Source organism: Massilia cavernae (assembly GCF_003590855.1).
In the GTDB taxonomy this organism is placed as follows: Bacteria; Pseudomonadota; Gammaproteobacteria; order Burkholderiales; family Burkholderiaceae_D; genus Telluria_A; species Telluria_A cavernae.
On the sequence record NZ_QYUP01000109.1, the window covers coordinates 1 to 20,788 of the forward strand.

The 20,788-nt window shown below is 65.3% G+C and carries 15 protein-coding genes; 7 read left to right on the top strand and 8 right to left on the bottom strand.

Going from position 1 to position 20,788, the window contains the following annotated elements; translation table 11 throughout:
• A partial coding sequence (locus D3872_RS11115; RefSeq protein ID WP_220476931.1) for an asparagine synthetase B family protein occupies window positions 1-535 on the bottom strand: 535 nt, incomplete at its 3' end.
• A 2,367-nt stretch (window positions 536-2,902) separates the two neighbouring features.
• On the opposite strand from D3872_RS11115, the gene D3872_RS25265 reads away from it, so the two are divergent.
• The gene (locus D3872_RS25265; RefSeq protein ID WP_147373859.1) at window positions 2,903-4,735 is read left to right on the top strand and encodes a hypothetical protein; all 1,833 of its coding nucleotides are present in this window, start codon (window positions 2,903-2,905) and stop codon (window positions 4,733-4,735) included.
• 4 nt (window positions 4,736-4,739) lie between these two features.
• Here the strand turns inward: D3872_RS25265 and D3872_RS11125 are convergent, their stop codons facing one another.
• From D3872_RS11125 to D3872_RS11145, 5 genes are read right to left on the bottom strand one after another with little or no spacing between them, the layout of a single operon-like run.
• Entirely contained in the window at window positions 4,740-5,894 is a 1,155-nt protein-coding gene (locus D3872_RS11125) for a GNAT family N-acetyltransferase (protein ID WP_182915775.1), read from the bottom strand.
• Window positions 5,891-7,078 (bottom strand): DegT/DnrJ/EryC1/StrS family aminotransferase, encoded by a 1,188-nt coding sequence (locus D3872_RS11130; RefSeq protein ID WP_147373860.1) that lies wholly within the window; start codon window positions 7,076-7,078, stop codon window positions 5,891-5,893. Before D3872_RS11130 ends, D3872_RS11125 begins: the two co-directional genes overlap by 4 nt.
• Window positions 7,079-7,101: 23 nt before the next feature.
• Complete coding sequence (locus tag D3872_RS11135; RefSeq protein WP_119810832.1) at window positions 7,102-8,952, bottom strand: asparagine synthetase B family protein; 1,851 nt, start codon at window positions 8,950-8,952, stop codon at window positions 7,102-7,104.
• 59 nt (window positions 8,953-9,011) lie between these two features.
• Entirely contained in the window at window positions 9,012-10,247 is a 1,236-nt protein-coding gene (locus D3872_RS11140; RefSeq protein WP_119810833.1) for a pyridoxal-dependent decarboxylase, exosortase A system-associated, read from the bottom strand.
• Entirely contained in the window at window positions 10,244-11,842 is a 1,599-nt protein-coding gene (locus D3872_RS11145) for an acyl-CoA ligase (AMP-forming), exosortase A system-associated (RefSeq protein ID WP_119810834.1), read from the bottom strand. Before D3872_RS11145 ends, D3872_RS11140 begins: the two co-directional genes overlap by 4 nt.
• Before the next feature lie 250 nt (window positions 11,843-12,092).
• Between D3872_RS11145 and D3872_RS11150 the strand changes: the two genes are divergently transcribed.
• From D3872_RS11150 to D3872_RS11175, 6 genes are read left to right on the top strand one after another with little or no spacing between them, the layout of a single operon-like run.
• Window positions 12,093-13,448: a putative O-glycosylation ligase, exosortase A system-associated gene (locus tag D3872_RS11150; protein WP_119810835.1), complete on the top strand. Its 1,356-nt coding sequence runs from the start codon at window positions 12,093-12,095 to the stop codon at window positions 13,446-13,448.
• On the top strand, window positions 13,438-14,454 hold the full coding sequence (locus D3872_RS11155) for a polysaccharide deacetylase family protein (RefSeq protein ID WP_119810836.1): 1,017 nt from the start codon (window positions 13,438-13,440) through the stop codon (window positions 14,452-14,454). Before D3872_RS11150 ends, D3872_RS11155 begins: the two co-directional genes overlap by 11 nt.
• Window positions 14,455-14,504: 50 nt before the next feature.
• Entirely contained in the window at window positions 14,505-14,750 is a 246-nt protein-coding gene (locus D3872_RS11160) for an acyl carrier protein (protein WP_119810837.1), read from the top strand.
• On the top strand, window positions 14,750-15,616 hold the full coding sequence (locus D3872_RS11165; RefSeq protein ID WP_119810838.1) for a hydrolase 2, exosortase A system-associated: 867 nt from the start codon (window positions 14,750-14,752) through the stop codon (window positions 15,614-15,616). Before D3872_RS11160 ends, D3872_RS11165 begins: the two co-directional genes overlap by 1 nt.
• Window positions 15,591-16,445, top strand: coding sequence for a hydrolase 1, exosortase A system-associated (locus tag D3872_RS11170; protein WP_182915779.1), 855 nt, complete (start codon window positions 15,591-15,593; stop codon window positions 16,443-16,445). Before D3872_RS11165 ends, D3872_RS11170 begins: the two co-directional genes overlap by 26 nt.
• A 43-nt stretch (window positions 16,446-16,488) precedes the next feature.
• The gene (locus tag D3872_RS11175) at window positions 16,489-17,121 is read left to right on the top strand and encodes a tetratricopeptide repeat protein (RefSeq protein ID WP_119810839.1); all 633 of its coding nucleotides are present in this window, start codon (window positions 16,489-16,491) and stop codon (window positions 17,119-17,121) included.
• A 156-nt stretch (window positions 17,122-17,277) separates the two neighbouring features.
• On the opposite strand, the gene prsR is transcribed toward D3872_RS11175, so the two are convergent.
• A complete protein-coding gene (prsR, locus tag D3872_RS11180; RefSeq protein ID WP_119810840.1) occupies window positions 17,278-18,645 on the bottom strand; it encodes a PEP-CTERM-box response regulator transcription factor in 1,368 nt (455 codons plus the stop codon).
• A gap of 15 nt (window positions 18,646-18,660) precedes the next feature.
• Complete coding sequence (gene prsK, locus D3872_RS11185) at window positions 18,661-20,736, bottom strand: XrtA/PEP-CTERM system histidine kinase PrsK (protein WP_119810841.1); 2,076 nt, start codon at window positions 20,734-20,736, stop codon at window positions 18,661-18,663.
• Between the last annotated feature and the right edge of the window lie 52 nt (window positions 20,737-20,788).

Sequence of the window (20,788 nt, forward strand, 5' to 3'; positions counted from 1 at the left end):
GGCCGCCGCTCAAGGGCACCGTGAAATCCGGTTCCGGCGGCGGACGGCGCTTGATCGACTGGCGGAACAAGGCGATATAGGTGTCGAGCGCGGTGTCGCGCGACATCGGCGGCTGGGTCCGGCCCAATGCGCGGCCGCCCGATTCCAGCTGCAGTCTCCCGTTCCAGCGCAGCGTCGTATTCGGCGGCAGCGCCCGGATATCGCGGAAAGGGGTGTCGTCGCCGATGAAGAATCCAAGCCGGAAGAATACCGACAGCGCTGGTTCATCCAGCGCGCAGCTGGCGCCGGCCTCCAGCAGGCGCGGAATGGAAGACGAAATGGCGAATTCGCCATCCCGGCACGTATAGTAAATCGGAAACATGCCGTAACGGTCGTTTCTGGCGGTGAGGCAGCTGCCATCCCAGGTCCAGTTTGCATAGATGCCGTCCACGGCGCCGTCGCTGCGCTCCAGGCGGTGGCCCAGCGCGCATGCGGGCTGGCCGCGAACTACAAATTTTCCCGACACACTTCTGATGCTGAGAAACGAATCGTTCATATCGGTTCCTGTTATCGCGTATGTAGTTTGGGCGCTGACCGTTGAGTTTTATTGTAAATCAAAGAGTGACTAGTTGTTTAAAAAACAGCGCGCCCGATGCAAGCCCAGGCATCGCCCCGGGCATGCAGCTTCACCCACGGAAATATTGTTGTAAATATGCCACCAGACTCCCCGCCTGGCGTACTGCAGAGATGCGCATTTCCGATTATTAATATTCTTTCGGAAATAGGGCAATAATCGTTCCCGCTTGCATCTCGTAACATCTTTCCGTTTCTCAATTTCCCCACGTTTCTTATATAGTGGCAACGCTAACTCAGCAGTACTCCGGATCTGCATCCGCCAAGAAAATAAAATTGCATCGAGAGAATATGTATATTCTAGTACATATTCTTTCCGGACAGATCTTTCCATTCATTATTCAACGGCAACTCGCTCTGCCAACCGAGTTGGAGGATATTTTATTTCCGATTGGAAAACATGACAGAAGACTTATTATTGGTAGCAATTAGCAATAAGCTGTAACTTCACGCTAATAATTCGTATCTTCGCGCTAATAACCGATAACACGCGCGCAACAAAACCAGCAGTCCAGATAGCCCGCATGTGTTTTCAACACGTTTAAAGTTCTCGCAGGAAAATGTGTTGTATCTCAAAAAAAACACAAATTGCCGTCGTTTTTTGCATTTTCTTGCTGTGTGGATATTTTAATTGCCCACAATACGCAGTTAGAATGAATTCATCCGGTGCCGCAAAGCAACGCGGGGCCGACGAACAGTGTGTCTTATCTAAGTTATTGCCTGGCCCACTGATAACCGTTTGACAAATAGTGGGTCCGGAGCGTGAACAGGGCTTTCTCAATTGCCAGATTCCGCGCAGACACTTTCTGCCCGTTAATCCATTTACAGAGACAATTTACATGATCGACAATAAACGCCGTACTTTCCTGCGCACTTCGTCCGCCCTTGCCGCTACCGGTGCATTGACCGCTTGTGGCGCCGGCAGCAGCCCTGAAGAACTGGGGAACCAGTTCGCCTCCGGCGTCGTGTTCAGCGAAGTACCGACGCCAACCGGCCCGGGGACCGGCACAGCCGCCACGGTCCCCGGCGCCAGGTTCACCGTGATGAGCACGACCGGCCAGAGCTCGGTACCGTTCTGCCTCGGTTTCGCATTCCGCCGCGGCGACGTGATTTCCGGCCGTACCGTGGTGTCCGACAAGGGCACCCTGCAAATGACCGTCAAGAACCGCTGGCCCGACGGCTCCGTGAAGTTCGCCGTGCTGGCCGGCCAGGCCGCGGTGAGCGGCACCGCCGCCACCACGATCAACGTCAGCAGCGCAGCTGCGACCACCACCACTGCTGCGGCAATCACCACTGCGGCCCTGAAAACCGGCGGCGCCGTCGCTGAAGTCACTTGCGGCGCTTTCGGCACCGTACTCTGGGAAAACACCGCCTGGGATACCCCATTCCAGACCTGGGTCTCGGGCCCGGCCATGTCCTCGTTTATCTACCGCAAGCGGGTCGGCACCGACACCCACCTGGTGGCTTGGCTGGAAGTTCGCGTCTGGGCCAATGGCGCGATCGAGATGCTGCCTTGGATCGAAAACGGCTTCCTGCGCGTCGCCGCACCGAAAAACAAGAGCGCCACCTTCACATTCAAGCTGAACCGCACCCAGCGCATGTCGGCACTGATCGACCTGAAGCACCACACGCGTACTCCGCTGATCAAAGGCGCCGCCTTGTCGTACTGGGCAGCCACCGACATGGGCGTGATCGCACGCCAGGACTCCGCCTACCTGCAGTCGACCGGCCTGGTTCCTTCCTACTTCGGCCAGCTGGCCGCCGGCGCCGCCGTGCTGAACGGCCTGGTGACGACCTACACGCCGCTTCAGGCAGGTAACTTCTACTACGACGAAGACAACATGGCATCGTCAGGTTACCAGACCCCGATCGGCATGCTGCCGCAGCACGACGTGGCTTACCTGATCTCCGACCTGCCGGTAACGTATGGCGCCCTGGTCCGCAACGGCTTTTCCGCCGGCCGCTGGGCCATCCACTACCGTGACGAAACCACCAACCGTCCACTGCGATTCAGCCGCTACCCAACGCTGAACATTGGCGACAACGAGGGCTTCAAGGACGTTGGCGGTTCGACCAACGGTCAGTACACGCCGACCCCGACCGGCGGCAACCCGCCGGGCTGGGACGTCGCGCACAGCCCATCGGTCGGCTTTCTCGCCTACCTGGCAACCGGCCGCTGGTACTTCATGGAAGAGGTTCAGTTTGCGACCACCGCCAACTATCTGGGGAACGGCGACAACGAGTTCCTGCGCACCGGCAGCAAAGGCCTGGTGCAGTCCGCCGTCGGCGCATGGCAGACCCGCAGCTGCGCATGGGACTGGCGCGCCCGCGTCCAGGCCTGTGCGTCACCCCGGACGACGACACCGCACTGCGTTCCGAGTTTATCGCCTCGGTCGAAGCGAACATCGAACACTTCCACGGCCGCTATGTGGCGCAGGCGAACAACCCGTTCGGCTGGATCAAGCCAGGCGAAGGCTACGACGACACGATCCGCATCGCCGCCCCATGGCAGCAGGACTTCGTTACCGCCGCCTTCGGCTATTCGGTATCGCTGGGCTTGCCGATCGCGGCGACCGCCAGCACCAAGCTGAGCGCCTTCTTCGCATGGAAAGCGAAGAGTGTGGTCGGTCGCCTCGGCACCCGCGACGGTTTCTGGTATGTCAACGCCGTGCCGTACACGATGATGATCTCGCCAAGCAACACGCCTGACTACGATACCGGTACCGGCCCTTGGTACCAGAACGAAAAGCAGGTCTACGACGCAACCTATGCAGTCGTTCCAGAATGGCAAGGTACGACGGAAGGCGTGCTCGCAGGCCAATACATGCCTGGCGAAACCGCACTGTGGGGCAACCTGGTACCTGCAATCGCCTATGCTGTAGAGCATGGCGTGCCTGGCGCCCAGGAAGCGTACAACCGCGTGACCAGCACCAGCAACTGGCCGGAAATGATCGCAGCCTTCAACGTCAACCCGGTCTGGGGTGTCAAGCCGGCCCGCTACACCGCGCCGACGGTCCCGGTGGTACCGCCGGTGGTACCGCCGGTGGCACCGACCGAGCCGATTCCGCCGACTGAGCCGACCCCGCCGCCAACGGGTGGCGATCCGACCTGGTTGCAGGGCAAGCCGCTGAACCAGTGGATCGAGATTCCTGGTACCTCCGGCGCAGGCGGTGCGGCAGTGGACGCTTACAACGGGATTGCGTATAACGAGCTGACCAACGAGATCCTGATCGCTGGCGCGGGCGGCCACATGGATTCCTACGATAACCGCGTGGTATCGCTGAAGCTGACGGACAATGCGCCGGTCTGGCGCCTGCGCAGGGCTGCAAGTACCCAGGTCCGCATGGATGCCCCGTACTATGCCGATGGCAAGCCGATCTCGCGCCATCTGTACAGCAGCATGCACTTCGTGCCGCAGGTAAATCGCCTGATGCTGTTCGGTGTGTTCGGCGCCTACGGTAATGCCTACACCTTCGCCACGGTCGACGGCTTCAACCTGGACACGAACACCTGGGATCCGGCAGGTACCTGGGCCAACATGCCGGCCGGCGGCGACCTGGGTGCGGCAAAGATCCGCAGCACCGGCGAGGTATTCAGTACCGACCTGGCGCGCTGGTCGCCGCAGACCAAGACTTGGACCCGCCCGATCACCACTCGTACGGCGGACGAGGTAAGGTTCCCGATCGCCCACGATTCGCAGCGTAACCAGCTGTTTACGCTGAACTGGGGCGATGGCCAGGGCTACGGCGCGGAGGCGCTCCAGGCCAGCCGGATTCCGGTCAACGGTACGCAGCAGATCGCGGTCCGCTTCAACGCCAGCACCGCCCTGACCACGTTTGCCGCTGAAAGGCCGGCATACGCAGGCATGGACTACGATCCGGTCAACGACCGCTTCATGTTCTACTGTGGCCAGGGAGCAGGTGCCGGCCGGGTGTACATCGTGAAGCCGAACGCGACCAACATGTGGGACATGAGCATCCTGGCGCCGACCAGCACCAAGCGTCCTCCGGCAACCCCGGGCGACGGCGTGCACAACCGGTTCCGCTACATTCCGGCGCTGCGTGGTTTCCTGCTGATGCCGTCGGGCAGCTCGAACCTGTTCTTCCTGCGCACCTCGGCTTAATCGTTCAGCTGTGCGGCGGCGTACCGGCGCCGCCGCCCGGCTGGTCCGAATGCAGCCACGCGCGGACGGCTTTCACCAGCCGTCCAGCCGATTCCCGCGCCAGTCCGGCCAGTCCGGACAGCGCGCGCGGGTTGTAGGCGATGATGCCCCGGCGGTCGCGCCGGTGGCTCATCCACGTTTTCTTGTACGGGTCCTCCCCGATCAGGTAGTCCACTTCCCCCACCTTGTCGACATCGATCACATGCTGCATCAGCAGTGCCGTGACCAGTGTGCCCGGCGAGTACGCCTTGAATTTCTCGTCATACGCGACCTTGTAGATTTCGGCGCGCCCGTGCGCGACGATCCACACCTGGGCGGCGACCGGCTCGCCGCCGAGCCACGCCAGTCCGAGGCGCAGGTAGCCTTTCGCAGCGCAGCTTTGGACCAGTCCCGGCACGAAAGCGGGGAACGGCTCCGGTTTCTTCCAGCTTGCGGCATACACGCGCTCATACGCTTCGATCGCGCCCGGTAAATCGTCGGGGCCGGTGACGATTTCCAGCACGCCGCCGTCGTTGGCGAATTTCTTGCCCATCCTGCGGATCGTGTTCCTCTGCGTACTGCTGCGCTGGGCGAGGTACTTGTTCCAGTCGAACGACACCGGCAGGTACCAGTTTCCGAAGCTGAAATACTCGAACGGCAGCCATCCCTTGAGGCGCATCGCGCCGAGCAGCGTGCGGTACGCCTCGCCCCCGGCATCCATCGGCGCCAGCATCAGCGAAGACAGCGGGCGGAACTCGCGGTTCAGTGCCGATAGCAGCGGCAGCAGGCCGGCCGCCGTCACCCCGGGCGCGAGGACCGGTTCATACAGGCTGGTGTAAAAATTGGACAGCGACGTGAGCCGCCAGCCGAGGCGCTCCTTTTCCGCCCGCAGCGGCATGACCGCCCGCACCTGCCCCTTGTTGCGCAGCACGTAGAAACGCACACCCGGGTCGTCCGCGTATACCGCCGCGACCAGGTTGCGATACCAGCAAAGGCCCAGGCCGACATTGCGTTTTTCAGCCTCGTGCATGAAACCTTGCACATCCGCGGGCAGGGCGTCCGGATGCGCGAACACCTCGACGGTGCCCGGGTCGGTGGCAGCGGCAAGCGGCGCCAGCGGCATGGCCGTCCCGCCGCTCATGCCAGCACCTCGGCTACGAGCGAGGTCATCCATCGCATCTGCTCCCGGGTCAGGTCCTGGTGGCATGGCAGGTGCAGAAGGTGGGTGCGGTAGCGCGCCGCCACCTCGCTGCCGGACACCGCCATGTCGTCCCAGCGCCAGATCGGCAGTCCTGCTTGCTTGAGCAGGAAGAAAGATGGATTGGGCATGTTGATTTCAAGGGGGAACATATAGGGCACGCAATCGGGCGCCAGTTCCGGAAACAGCGCGCGTGCGCCGCGCAGGCCGGCGACGGCCGCGTTCCATTGCTGGTAATGCTCGCGGCGGCGGCGGATGAGCGGGGTCAGCCGGGTGCGCCGCATGACCCAGCGCGACAGGCCAAGGCTGGCCTGTTGTTCGCAGGCGCGTTCGTACAGGGGCGAGGGCAGGGCGCCGGATTCGGCGACCACCGTGCCGAACTCGAGCCTGCCTGCTTGCGGCAATGGCAGCGGCGGCCCGGCCTGGCGCGCCAGGCGGCTGCGCTCCCATGCCCGCTTCAACGCCCTGAGCTCGTCCAGCATGCCGCTTGACGCCGGCGGCGACGACGGAACCGCGGCGCTCCACAGCACGCCGCCGTCTTCGCAGGCGAAAAATTTGTAGGGGCTGGCGACGACGGCGCGGCCGGCCTGCGTCCGCGCGGCCGGCGCGCGCCTGGCGGCAAGCTGCCAGGCATGCGAGCAATCCTCGACCAGGGCCATGCCGTGCGCCGCGCACAGCGCTGCGAGCTGGTCCACCAGCGCGGCTGGCTGCTCGACGCCGAAATAGTGCGGCAGGACCAGCGCCCTGGCCGCGACGCCGGGCGCCGCCAGCAGCGCCCGAATGCTGTCCAGGTCGGGCGTCAGGTCGCTGCCGATGTCGTAAAAGCGTACCGCGCCGCCAAGCGCGAGCGCGGGATCCATCATGGTGCGGCAATGGTAGGCCGGCGCCAGCAGCGCGCCGGCCGGACCCACGCCGGCGCTGCGGTAAGCCTCGTGCAGGGCATAGCGCCCGCGCGAGAAGTGGCGCACCCCCGGTCCCTCGAACAGCGCGGGGTCGGGCGCATCGCCGCCGCCAAGGCTCAGGGCTGACCATCGAAACGCCGGCAGCAGCGGCGCGAACGGGCGCGGGAATCCGCAACTGGCCGGGTCGAACCGTTGGTATTCCAGCGTGGATGCGGTCGGTTTCATGGGCCAGTCACCGGTGGTGTTGATCAGCCCCGCTGCGCTTCGCGCTGCCGGAACCACTGCTCCATCATCATCAGGACCCACACCATGGTGCCGTGGTAGCCGGCGTGTTCCTCCAGGTGCTGGCCGACCAGCGCGTCGATGAATTCCGGGCGCACGATGCGGCGCGCCTTGAGCCCGGTCAGGCTGTCGAGCGCCAGTTCCTGCAGCGGCTTGTGCTTCTGCAGCCAGACCCCGAACGGCAGCCCGAAGCCGTGCTTCTGCTTGGTGATGATCTGGTCCGGCAGGAAGCCGCGCAGCGCCTCCTTGAAGAACCAGCGCAGCTGGGTGCCGTTCAGCTTCTGGCGCGCGGTCAGGCGCGACGAGAAGGCCACCATCTCGTCCGACAGGAAGGGGAAGGCGACTTCCATCGCCGCCAGCTCGCAGGCCTTGACCACCTTCGGCAGGTCGTTGTCGGCCAGGGTGATCTTCAGGTCGAGCGCCAGCATGCGGTTGATCAGGCTCGACGCATCGCTCTGGGCGTAGGTGTGGGCCAGGCTGGCGAGCGGCGCATCGGTGTCGGCGCTGGCCAGGAAGTCGTCGGTGAAGACTTGCGACGGACCGAAGCGTCCCAGCAGGTTGTAGGTTTCCAGCCGCGCCGGCATCGGCACCGAGGCTTGCTCGATGTAGCTGCGCGCCTTGCGGATCAGCTTGATATTTTTGCCGCCCGGGAAATTGAACACGGCCGGCTCCAGCAGGGCCTTGCGCAGCATGCCGGGCACCTGCTCGTACATCGCGAAGATGTGCTGCTTGGAATAGCGTTCGTTGCCGCCGAATAGTTCGTCGCCGCCGTCGCCGCCCAGCATGCGGGTGACGCCGTCGGCCCCGGCCATGCGCGCGCAATAGAAGGCCGGCACCGCCGAAGCATTGCCGAAGGGCTGGTCGAACACGGCCGCGATGCGCGGGATGGCGTCCACCACGTCGTCCGGCGTGACATAGTATTCGTGGTGGCTGGTGCCGAAGTGGCGCGACGCCAGGCGCGCATACGACATCTCGTCGTAGCCTTCGGCCTCGAAGCCGATCGAATAGGTGTTGGCCGGCTTGCCGCCGACTTCGCACAGAATGCCGGCGATGGTCGAACTGTCGGTGCCGCCGCTGAGGAAGGCGCCCACCTGCTGGCCGCCGGACGCTTCGCGCACGCTGTTGCGCAGGATCTGGCGGAACTGGTCCTTCAGCTGGCTTTCATCCTGCTCCGGCCGTTCGCGGAACACCATGCGCCAGTAGGCGCGCTTGTTGATGCGCCCGTCCTTGAAGCGCAGGTATTCGCCCGGCAGCAGGCGTTCCTGGCCGCGGTACACGGTGCCCGGACCGGGCACCATGTGGAAGTAGACATAGTTGTACAAGCCCTGCGGGTCGATCACGGCCGGCGTCAGCGGATGGCGCACGATCGCATCGGCCGAGGAGGCGAACACCAGCGCGCCGGCGGCGGCCTGGTAGCTCATCTGCTGGGTGCCCATGCGGTCGATCGCCAGCAGGGCTTCGCCGCGCGGCTCGTCCAGGATGCACAGCGAAAACGCGCCGCTCAGCGAAGCGCATACGCTGTCCGGGTCGCGCCGCCAGGCCTGCGCCAGCGCTTCGGCCAGGCCGTCGCCGCCAAGCTGCGCCGGCCCGGCGCCAGCCAGCGCCGGTTGTCCCCACAGCGCCACGGTCAGCCCGTCGTTCTGGTACAGGTGGGCGCTTGGGCCCAGCGCCGCCACCGCGGCGGCGCTGCGCGCTCCCTGCAGCGCGCGCACGGGGGTGGCGTCGAACGCCGCCAGCGGCGCCGCCATGTTTTCGATCAGGACCCGGTTGTCCGCCGCGCCGGTTCCATGGCCGATCCAGCCGCACAGCCCACTCACTGCGGAATCCCTGCAAATTCAGTCATGACTATTCCTCGCTAGGCTTGCTAATTAGATGTTCAGACCAGGACTTCGAGCGCGGCCGGATGGCTCAGGAAGGAGACCGGGCTGGCCGACAGGCCGTAGGCGCCGGACTGGAACACGACGACCAGGTCGCCGGGCTCCGCTTTCGCCAGTTCCATCTGGTCAGCCAGCAGGTCGAGCGGGGTGCACAGCGGTCCGACCACCGACGCCGTTTCACGCTCGCCGCCGGCGACCCGGTTGCCGATGACCACAGGGTAGTTCTTGCGGATGACCTGGCCGAAATTGCCCGAGGCCGACAGGTGGTGGTGCAGGCCGCCGTCGGTGACCAGGTAGACCTGGCCGCGCGAAACCTTGCGCTCGATCACCCGGCTGACGTAGATGCCGGCCTCGGCCACCAGGTAGCGGCCCAGTTCGATCACGACCTGTGTATCGGGCAGGTGCTCGCGCACGCCCGGCAGGATGCGCTTGAGGTTGGCGCCGACGGCCGCCAGGTCGAGCCGCTGTTCGCCGGGGAAGTAGGGGATGCCGAAGCCGCCGCCGATATTCAGGGTGCGCAGCGGGCCGGGCCAGTGCGCGGCCAGGCGGATCGCCAGCGCGAAGGTTTTTTCGTGGGCTTCCTGGATCGCTGCCGCCTTCAGGTTCTGCGAGCCGCTGTAGATATGGAAGCCCTGGAAGTCCAGTTCCAGTTCGCCGATGCGGCGCAGGGTAGCGGGCACCAGCTCGGCATCGATGCCGAACTGCTTGGGCCCGCCGCCCATCTTCATGCCGGACGACTTCAGCTCGAAGTCGGGATTGACCCGCACCGCCACCTTCGGCCGGATCGCCATGCGCTTGCCGATGGCGGCGATGCGCTCCATTTCGGCGTCCGACTCCATGTTCAGCACCACGCCGGCGGCAATCGCGCAGCGCAGGTCGGCGTCGCTCTTGCCGGGGCCGGCGAAACTGACCAGACCCGGGTCCATCGGCGTGTCGAGTGCGACCCGCTGCTCGCCGCCGGAGGCGATGTCGAGGCCGTCGACCAGGGTGGCCATGTGCTGCACCACCGCCGGCATCGGGTTGGCCTTCATCGCGTAATGCAGGTGGATCTCGGGCGGCAGGTGTTCGCGCAGCAGGGCCACGCGTTCGCTCAGCCTGGCGCGGTCGTAGGCGTAGAAGGGCGTGCTGCCGACGCGCTCGGCCAGGCGGGTCAGCGGCATACCGCCCACCTGCAGGCAGTCGTCCCTGACCTCGAACTGCTCGAGCGGGGCATGCTGGGGACGCGGGGCGCTCATTGTGCGGCTTCCATGAACAGGTTCTCCAGCTGGGTGCTCAGCAGCTTGCGATCAATCTTGCCGTTCGGATTGCGCGGCAGGCTGGCCGGGGAAATGATGAATTTGGCCGGCAGCATGTAGCCAGGCAGGTGCGGCTTGCAGGCCGCCAGCAGCGCGGCTTCGTCCAGCGCCACCCCTTCCGCGGCATGGGCGACGACCACGATGGCCTGTCCCAGCGCCGGGTGCTTGAGCCCGATGGCAGCGGCTTCGGCCACGCCGTCGCGCGCGTACACGACTTCCTCGACTTCGGACGGGCTGACCCGGTAGCCCGAGGTCTTGATCATTTCGTCGTTGCGGCTGATGAAGTACAGGAAGCCTTCCTCGTCCTTGCGCACGGTGTCGCCCGACCACACCGCCATTTCGGTCAGCGGCAGGCCGTGTTGCACCGACTGCAGCGGCTTGAAGCGCTCGGCGGTCTTGGCGCGGTCGTTCCAGTAGCCGAGCGAGACCAGCGCGCCGCGGTGCACCAGCTCGCCCGCTTCGCCCGGATCGCATTCGCTGCCGTCCGGCCGCAGTACCATCACTTCGGCGTTCGGGATCGCCTTGCCCATCGAATCGGGGCGGCGCTCGAGCTCGGACGGCGGCAGGAAGGTCGAGCGGAAGGCCTCGGTCAGGCCGTACATCAGGAACGGTTTGGCGTTCGGCAGGGCGCGGCGCAGCGCGTCCAGGGTCGGGCGTTGCATGGCGCCGCCGGAATTGGTCAGGTAGCGCAGCGTGCAGTCGGCCGGCCACGGCAGCGGCGCCACCTGGATCCACAGCGGCGGCACGGCCGCCAGGCCGGTGATGCGCTCGGCCACGACCGCATTGAGTATGTCGCGCGGGAACAGGTGGTTGATCAGCACGGCGGTGGCGCCGACGCTGAAGGCGGTGGTCAGCTGGCTCAGGCCGTAGTCGAAGCTGAGCGGCAGCACTGCCAGGATGCGGTCGGCCGGCGTGTTTTCCAGGTAGCTGGCCACGCTGTTGGCGCCCGCCACCATGTTGCGGTGGGACAGCACGACGCCCTTGGGCTTGCCGGTGCTGCCCGAGGTATACAGGATCGCGGCCATGTCGGCATCGATGTTGCGCACCGTCGCCGGGCGGTGCGCGCCGGACGCCGCCGCTGCCAGCGCCGTGTCCCAGGCCATGACGCCGATCCGTCCGAGGTCGGGCAGCTCGCCGGCCTTGCCGGCCACGATCACGGTGCGCAGGTCCGGGCACTGGCGCAGCGCCGGGGCCAGCAGTTTCAGGCGGTCGGCCGAGGTCACCAGGATGCGCACGTTGCAGTCGGCCAGGATATAGCTGACCTGCTCGGGCTTGAGCAGCGGATTGACGGGAACGAACACGCCGCCGGCGGCGGCCGCGCCGAACATGGCGGCCACATTCTCGATGTTCTTCTCGAGATAGACCGCCAGCCGTTCTCCGCGCGAAAGGCCGAGGGCCGCGAGGGACTCGGCTACTTGCCGGACATTTGTTGCAAGCGTTGCGTAATCGACACGAATGTTGCCATATACGAGGGCTTCGGCGGCGGGGCTGAGGCGCGCAGAAGCGAAGATGAAGTCATGCACGAGGTCGCTCATTGAATCCTTGCCTATATCCGGGAATCGCAGGCACGGGACGGGGAAAAACCACCCCCCGCGGCGTGCGCGGACTCGCAACTTAATTGTGATAATATTAACTCGTTTCGCAGTGACATTCCCACCGATTTCACTTTGAATCTTAACACTTGAACATCAGCAAGAGCAATTCGTGTGGCCAAAACGTGCCGGGCCCGACGGAAGTGCGCTAAGCTGATGCCGACCCGAGTAATTTCCCTTACCCAGATCTTCTATGCGCGACACGCTTATCACGCTGATCGTTTTCGGCTCACTTCCTTTCATCTTAAAACGCCCTTACATCGGCGTGCTCATGTGGGTATGGGTCAGCGTGATGAATCCCCATCGGCTGAGCTGGGATTTTGCCTACTCCTTCCCCTTCGCCGCGATTGTCGCGGGCACCACCCTGATCGCCTTGTTGGTCACCAAGGAACCGAAAAAGCTGCCGGCCACCCCGATCGTGGTGATCCTGTTCGCATTCACCGCCTGGATGGTCGTGACGACGATCTTTTCGATGTGGCCCGACGAGTCGCTGGTCATGCTGAACCGCGTGTGGAAGATCATGCTGATGACCGTGGTAACCATGATGCTGATCAAGACCAAGGAGCAGATCCACCTGCTGATCTGGGCACTGGTCCTGTCGATCGGATTCTTCGGTACCAAGGGCGGCCTGTTCACCTTGCTGAGCGGCGGCAATAACATCGTCTGGGGACCGCCCGGGAGTTATATCGAAGGCAACAACGAGGTCGCATTGGCGTTTATCACGAGCATCCCCCTGATGTTCTACCTCTACCACATGGAAGCGAAGAAGTGGGTGCGTTGGGGTTTGGCGGCGGCCATGGTGCTGTGCGCCTTTGCCGCGCTGGGATCGTACTCGCGCGGCGCGCTGGTCGGTATCGTGGCGATGGTTTTCTTCCTCTGGCTGAAGAGTCCCAAGAAAATGGTCACCGGCGCCATCCTGGTCATGCTGATACCGGTCGCGTTCATGTTCATGCCGGAACAGTGGTTTACCCGCATGGACTCCATCAATACCTATGAGCAGGATGCCTCCGCGATGGGGCGCATCAACGCCTGGTGGATGGCCTATAAACTGGCGCTGGACCGGCCCCTGGTCGGCGGCGGCTTCGAGATCTATAACCGGATCGCGTTCGGCTTGTATGCCCCGGTCCCGGACGACGTGCACGCCGCCCACAGTATTTACTTCCAGGCGCTGGGCGAACATGGCTTTGTCGGACTCGGGCTGTATATCTTGCTGGCGATCCTCACGTGGCGCAAGGCAAGCTGGATCGTGAGGACCACCAAGGGATGGGACGAACTCAAGTGGGCCGGCAGCCTGGCGCGCATGATCCAGGTGAGCATGGTTGGCTTCGCCGTCGGTGGCGCCTTCCTCAGCCTGCTTTATTACGATGTGCCCTACTACCTGATCGCCATCATCGTCTGCACTGGCGCGCTGGTTGAAAAGGCGCTCAAGGAAAGGCAGCTGGCCGCCCGTGCGGTTCCGGCCGGCAGCCTGGCGGCCGGCCCGGGTGGCGGCCACGCGCTGGCCAACCAGGCCGGCACTGCGCCGCGCAAGGGCGCCCATGCTGCTTGAGCGAAGCCAGCGACTGCCCGCGGTTCCGGCCGGCCAGGGCCCCGGCTTGTCCGCGCTGGCCTGCCGGGCGCTGGCGCGGGTCGGCTTTGCCGGCAGCGGCCGCCTGTCGATCCTGATCTTCCACCGCGTGCTGCCCCAGCCTGACCCGCTGTTCCCGGACGAGATGCATGCGGCGCGCTTTGATGCCCAGCTCGGCCAGCTGAAGCACAGCTTCAATTTCATGTCGCTGGGGGAGGGCGTGCGCGGCCTGCGCAGCGGTAAACTGCCGCCCCGTGCGGCCTGCATCACCTTCGACGATGGCTACGCCGACAATGCCGAGGTGGCCCTGCCTATCCTGCACAAGCACGGTTTGCCGGCCACAGTCTTCGTCGCCACCGGCTTCCTCGACGGCGGGCGCATGTGGAACGATACGGTCATCGAACTGATCCGCAGGGCGCCCGATGCGATCGACCTCGGCCCGCACGGTTACGGCCGGTTCGCGCTGGGCACGGTGGCCGAACGGCGCGCCGCCATCGCGAGCCTGCTGAACACCCTGAAATACCTGCCGCTCGCGGCGCGCCTCGACGCGGTGGACGCGGTGCGCGCCCTGGTGCCGGCCGCGCTGCCGGAAAACCTGATGATGACCTCAAGCCAGGTGCGCCAGCTGCACCAGGCCGGCATCGAGATCGGCGGGCATACCGTCAACCATCCGATCCTGGCGCGCATGGACGATGCCGGCGCGCGCCGCGAAATGGCCGATGGCAAGGACGCGCTGGAAGGCCTCATCGGCGCCCCGGTCCGCCTGTTTGCCTATCCGAACGGCAAACCGGGCCAGGATTACCTGTCCCGGCACGCCGCCATGGCCAGGGAAGTGGGGTTCGAGGCAGCCGTGTCCACCTCCTGGGGCGCGGCCCGTCCCGGCGGCGACCTGTTCCAGCTGCCGCGCTTCACGCCCTGGGACCGCAAGCCCCTTCGCTTCATGCTGCGCATGGTGCAAAATGCGCGCCGGAATGGTGACACCGTATAGCGCCATGCTACCATGTCACTTTGTTATGTTTTTGATTAAATAGGACGTCCATGTATCTCAACGATGTAAAGAATATCCTGGTGGAAGTGCTCAGCTTGGGCGATGCCGGCAAGGATCTCACCCCCCAGTCGGCCCTGCTGGGCAGCATCCCGGAACTCGATTCGATGGCCGTGGTAAACCTGATGGCGGCGCTGGAAGAGCACTTCGGCTTCGTCATCGACGATGACGAAATCGGCGCGGCCACTTTCGAAACGCTGGGCAGCCTGAACGCCTTCGTCGAGCAAAAGCTGGCCTGATGACAGCGTCGCCAAAGCGGACCGGCGCCCAGCCTTTCTTCCTGCAAACGGACCCGGGACAGCGTTTCTGCCTGTTCCATCCGCCGGCGGGGGACGGGTGCCGCGGCGCGATCCTGTATGTCCATCCGTTTGGCGACGAAATGAACAAGTCGCGCCGTGTCGCGGCGCTGCAGGCGCGCGCGCTGGCCGATGCCGGCTACGGCGTGCTGCAGCTTGACCTGCACGGCTGCGGCGACAGCAGCGGCGAATTCGCCGAGGCCCGCTGGGAGACCTGGAAAGCCGACTTGGCCGCGGGCTGCCGCTGGCTGGAACAGCGCCTCGGGCAGTCGGTCGGGCTGTGGGGCCTGCGCCTGGGCGCCTTGCTCGCGCTCGACTATGCCCGGGGCGCCGCCCATCCGGTGGAGCGGCTGCTCCTGTGGCAGCCGGTGCACAGCGGCAGCGCGTTCCTGACCCAGTTCCTGCGCCTGCTCACGGCCCGCGCGATGGTGGCGGACGGCGCTCCGGCGGCCGGCACGGCGGAACTGCGCAAGGCCCTGCTGGGCGGCGAGATGCTGGAAGTGGCCGGCTACGAACTGGCGCCCGAACTGGCGGCGGCGATCGACGGCCTCGACCTGGCCCGGATGGCGCCCCCGCAATGCCCGGTCGACTGGTTCGAAACCGCATCCGCGGCCGAGCGCCCGCTCGCGCCCGCCGTCGAGCGGGTGCTCGCCGCATGGCGCCGCGAAGGCGCCGATGTCAGCCTGCACCGCGTCAGCTGCGCTCCGTTCTGGGCGACCCAGGAAATCGAGGAGGCGCCGGCGCTGCTGGCGGCTACTTCCGCCCTTGTCGCGAGGCCAGCCAGTGAACTATCAAGAAATTGCGCTTAGTTTCGACTGCGGCGACGATGCCTTGTATGGCATTGTCAGCCTGCCCGAACAAGCCGCCAGGCGCGGCGTACTGATCGTCGTCGGCGGGCCCCAGTACCGGGCCGGAAGCCACCGCCAGTTCACCGGGCTGGCGCGCGCGCTGGCTGCCGAGGGCATTGCCGCCATGCGTTTCGATTACCGCGGCATGGGCGACAGCGAAGGGGACATGCGCAATTTCGAAACGGTCGGCGACGACCTGCAGGCCGCCGTTGACCGCTTCTTCAGCGCCGTTCCCGGAATGGACGAGGTGGTGATCTGGGGTTTGTGCGATGGCGCGTCGGCCGCGATGTTCTATGCGGGCGGCGACCGCCGCGTCAGCGGCCTGGTGCTGCTCAATCCCTGGGCGCGCACTGCCAACGGCATAGCCAGGACCACGCTCAAGCATTATTACCGGGCCCGCCTGACGGACCCGGCGCTGTGGAAAAAAATCGCGCGCGGCCGCTTCGACTTCGCCGCCGCCGCCGCCTCGCTGGCAAGGATGGTCTCGGCTGCGCTGGGCGCGGGACGGACAGGCGGCGGACCGGCGGCCCAGGACGCGGCCCCGTTGCCCGAACGCATGCGGGCCGGCCTGGCACGCTTCAAGGGACAAGTACTGTTCATCTTCAGCGAAGCCGACCTGACCGCGCAGGAGTTCCTCGACCTGGTCAGGGGAGCCCCCGAATGGCAGGACCTGCTGAAGGCCGGGCGGGTGACGCAGCAGAGAATCGACGAGGCGGATCACTCGTTTTCCCGCCGCGTATGGAAGGACCGGGTAGCGCGGCTGACCGTGGAGTGGGTGCGATCCTGGTAAGGGGAGGGCAGCGCCCTTGCTGCCGGACACAAAAGGAGTTTTCATGAACAAGCTTTTACACCCGCTGGCAGCCGCAGCGCTGGCGCTGTCGGCCAGCGCGGGCGCCCAGGCGGCGAATTATTGCGGCGAGCTGAAAAACCACTTCGGGCCGCTCGACTACCGCATGCGCGGCCAGGTCAACCTGGAAATTGTCGAGGACGCGCACTTCACGCCCGACGTCGAAGCCGGCATCAAGGGCAGCACCGGCGAGATCGGCGCCGACCTCGACTACACGCTGCGCGCGATTCCCAACCACCCGCGCGCACTGGCGACCATGGCGAAAGTCGGCCAGCGGCTCAGGACCACCAAGGTGCCCTTCGCCAAGTTCCCGGTCGAGTGCTACTTCAACCGGGCGATCCGGTTTGCGCCCGACGACGGCGTGGTACGTGCGACCTATGGAAATTATCTGTTCACCATGGGCAAGACTGACGAAGCGCTGAAGATGTTTACGACGGCGGTGGAACTGCTGCCCAAGGACCCGACCGCCAACTACAACCTTGGCCTGCTCTACCTGAAGAAGAAGGACTACGCGAATGCGCGGCGCCACGCCATGGTGGCTTACGACCAGGATTTCCCCCTGCCGGGGCTGAAAAACAAGCTGGTTGCGGCTGGCGAGTGGGACAAGCCGGCGCAGTGAGCGATGCAATGGCAGCTCCTGCCATTGCATGAAGGGCGCCGGGCCGGCAGTTGGTGCTGCCGCTGACATACGGGGTTCCAGGCCGTGGCGGGGCCGCTTTTTCCGCGGTGTAAATAATTTCAACACCCTGCCATGCAGCAGGGGTAAAGGCGGGACTCAGGCAGCGTCGACCGGTTTCAGCGCGTGCCTGGCCATCAGGTCGTACAGGGTCGGGCGGCTCACGCCCAGCATTTCGGCGGCGCGCACGATGTTGCCGTCGGCCCGGGCCAGCGCCTTGACGATCGCGCCGTATTCCGCCTCCTCGCGCACCTGGCGCAGGTTGATCGGCTGCTCCTCGTGGCCGGCGCCGCCCAGGCCCAGGTCGTCGACGGTGATCTGGGGCCCGTCCGCCATGATGATGGCGCGCTTGATGCAGTTTTCCATTTCACGCACGTTACCCGGCCAGGGATGGGCTTCGATCACGGCCAGCGCCTCGGCGCTGAAGTGCAGCGTGCCGCGCGATTCCCTGGCGCTGAACTTGTTCTTGAAATGATGGGCCAGCAGGGCGGCGTCGCCGGTCCGCGCGCGTAGCGGCGGAATGGTCACCACGATTTCCGACAGGCGGTAATACAGGTCTTCGCGGAAGCGGCCGGCGGCGGTCAGTTCCTTCAGGTTCTGGTGGGTTGCGCAGACGATGCGCACGTCGACCGCGATCTCCTCGTGGCCGCCGACGCGCTCTATCACGCGCTCCTGCAGGAAGCGCAGTAGCTTGGCCTGCAGCGACATCGGCAGGTCTCCGACTTCGTCGAGGAAGAAGGTGCCGCCGTGGGCCAGTTCGACCTTGCCCTTGGTCTGCTTGGCGGCGCCGGTGAAGGCGCCCTTTTCATAGCCGAACAGCTCGCTCTCGAGCAGGTTTTCCGGGATCGCCGCGCAGTTGATCGCCATGAAGCGGTTGGCGGCGCGCGGCGACAGGTTGTGCACGGCGCGCGCCATCACTTCCTTGCCGGTGCCGCTCTCGCCCAGCACCATCACCGAAGCCGAGGTCGGCGCCACTTTTTCCAGGTTGCGGCAGACCTTCAACATGCCGGCGTCGCGCGTGATGATGCCCGAGGTCGGCGAGTCGGCCTGCGACTGCTGCATGCGGCGGTTTTCGCACTGCAGCGCATGCAGGAAGTAGGCGCGCTGCAGCACCATGCCCAGCACTTCCTGGTCGCACGGCTTCTGGTGGAAATCGTAGGCGCCCATGGCGATCGCCTTGACCGCGTTGCCGCGGTCCTGGTTGCCGGTCAGGACGATCACGCGCGTATCCGGCGCCAGCGCCAGGATCTGCTGCAGCGTGGCCAGGCCTTCGGTGGCGCCGTCGGGATCGGGCGGCAGGCCGAGGTCCATCGTCACCACCGGCGGCTCGTGGCGTCGGATCTGGGCCAGCGCGCTCTCGCGGTCGCCGGCGACGACCACCTCATAAGCATCGAAACTCCAGCGCAGCTGCTTCTGCAGCCCGGGGTCGTCTTCGATGATCAACAGTTTCTGCTTGGTTTGGGTCACAACGAGCCTCTTGCTTTATGCAGCGATATTAACGGTTTCGGCTTCAACGCCGTGCAGCGGCAGCATGATCTTGAAGGTCGTACCGCCGGGCTGGCTGCTGGTCACTTCAAGCGCCCCGCCCAGTTCCGAGATGTACTCCCGGCTTTCGAACACGCCGATGCCCATGCCGGCCGACTTGGTCGATTCGAAGGGCTTGAACAGCCGGTCGCGGATGAATTCCTCGCTCATGCCCTCGCCGGTATCGCTGATGGTGATCTCGGCGGCGTCGCCCTTGCGCGCCATCCGGATGCTGATCCGGCCGTTGCGTGCGGTCGCTTCGATCGCGTTCTGGATCAGGTGGCCGAGCACGCGCTCGAGCCGTTCGTGGTCGGCCACCACCTTGAGCGTGGCGTCGCCGATGTCGAGCGAGGGACGCGGCTCGAAGGCGGCCTTGTCGGCCACCGCCTCGCGCAGCACATGGTCGAGCGCCAGCGGCGCCGGATGCGAAGGCGCCACGCTGCGGCCCAGCCTTTGCAGCAGCAGCCGCATCTTCTGTACCGAGAAGTCCAGGGTTTCCAGCATGTCGCGCTGGAATTCCGGATTGTCCTTGTGCTTTTCGGCGTTGGAAGTGAGCAGCGACAGCTGCGACACCAGGTTCTTCAGGTCGTGGACGACGAAGGTCGACATGCGGTTGAACGATTCGAACTGGCGCGCCACCATCAGCGCGTTGCCGGCTTCCTCCTGGGCAAGGTAGCTGGCGGCCTGGCTGCCGGCGATCTTGAGCAGGTCGATCACCTCCCAGTTCAGGTTGATCGGGCTGCGCGGGCGCTGCAGCACCACCATGCCGAACAGCCGGCCCTGCAGGATCAGCGGCACCACCAGCCAGCCGCGCTGGAAGCCGGCCAGCCATTCCGGCAGCGGCACCGAATCGTACTTGTCGGGGTTCTGGGCGTATTCCTGCAGGTCGACCACCCATTCGCGCTGCTCGAGGAAGCAGCAGAACGGCGAGTCAAGCGGTTCCTCGGCCGAGGGCAGGACCGCATGCCAGGCCGCGGCCGGCACGCAGTGGCCCGACTCGCGCCGGATCCACAGCGCGCCGCCGGGGCTTTCGACCAGGGCGCCGACCGCCTGGATCACGCGCTGTCCGAGTCCGGGGCCGTGCTCGGACAGGGTGCGGGTGAAGCGCAGCCATTCCTCGCGGTAGTCGTAATTGTAGGTGTAGAAGTGCTTGGAGATGACGACCTTGAGCCAGGCCCGGAAGGTGCCCGAGAACAGGATGCCGACCAGCAGCACCAGCGCGCCGAACAGGAAGGACACCTGCATCACCGTACCCCAGCTGCCGCCGAAGTAGCGCAGGTAGTAGCCGGCCGAACCCATCGCCAGCAGGTAGATCGCCGAGCCGAACAGGGCGGCCGAATGGAACATCACCCGGCGCGACACCGCCAGCTCGGTCGACCATGAGGCGCTGCGCGCGATCGAGAATGCCAGCAGCGGCACGGTCAGGGTGTTGATGATGCCGCGCGCGGCCCAGATGTCCGGGTTGATCTGGCGGAACAGCATGGTGTCGCTGTACAGGTAGAAGTCGTAGGCGAACATGCCGCCGATGCCGATGCAGGCGAACTTGATGGCCCAGCGCTCCTGCACCGGTTTGTTGCGGTACAGCTGTTCGACCAGCAGCATGCCGAGGACGGCCAGGCCGACGCTGGCGGCCACGCTCGGGATGAAGGCGCGTTCGTTGGCAAAGCCGATGCTCCACTGGCCGGCGGCTGTGCCGAGCAGGTACAGAAGGTAGAAGGCGGCGCCCAGCACCAGCGCCGGCTGCAGACGGAACGGCATCTTGCCGCTTTCCTTGCGGTAGTTCCCGCTCAAGAGCACCAGCACACCGGACCAGGCGGCGCTGCGCAGGATGCCGAGGCTGTTGACCCAGCGGTCGGAGCTGTGGTCGCCCGGCGCCTGCAAGGCGATGGCGAGGGCCCACAGCGCGGTCACGGTGCAGGCGGCAGCCAGCGCGCGGCTGTGCGGGCGGCCGCGCCAGCTGCTTGCCAGCAGCAGCCCGAGCAGCAGGAAGGCTGCCGCGCAGGTGGCGTAACTAAATGTTGCGATACTGGTCAAATGGCACCGTCCATCTCGGCTGCGGCGGGAGCGCAGTTTCTAAAAGGGTGAC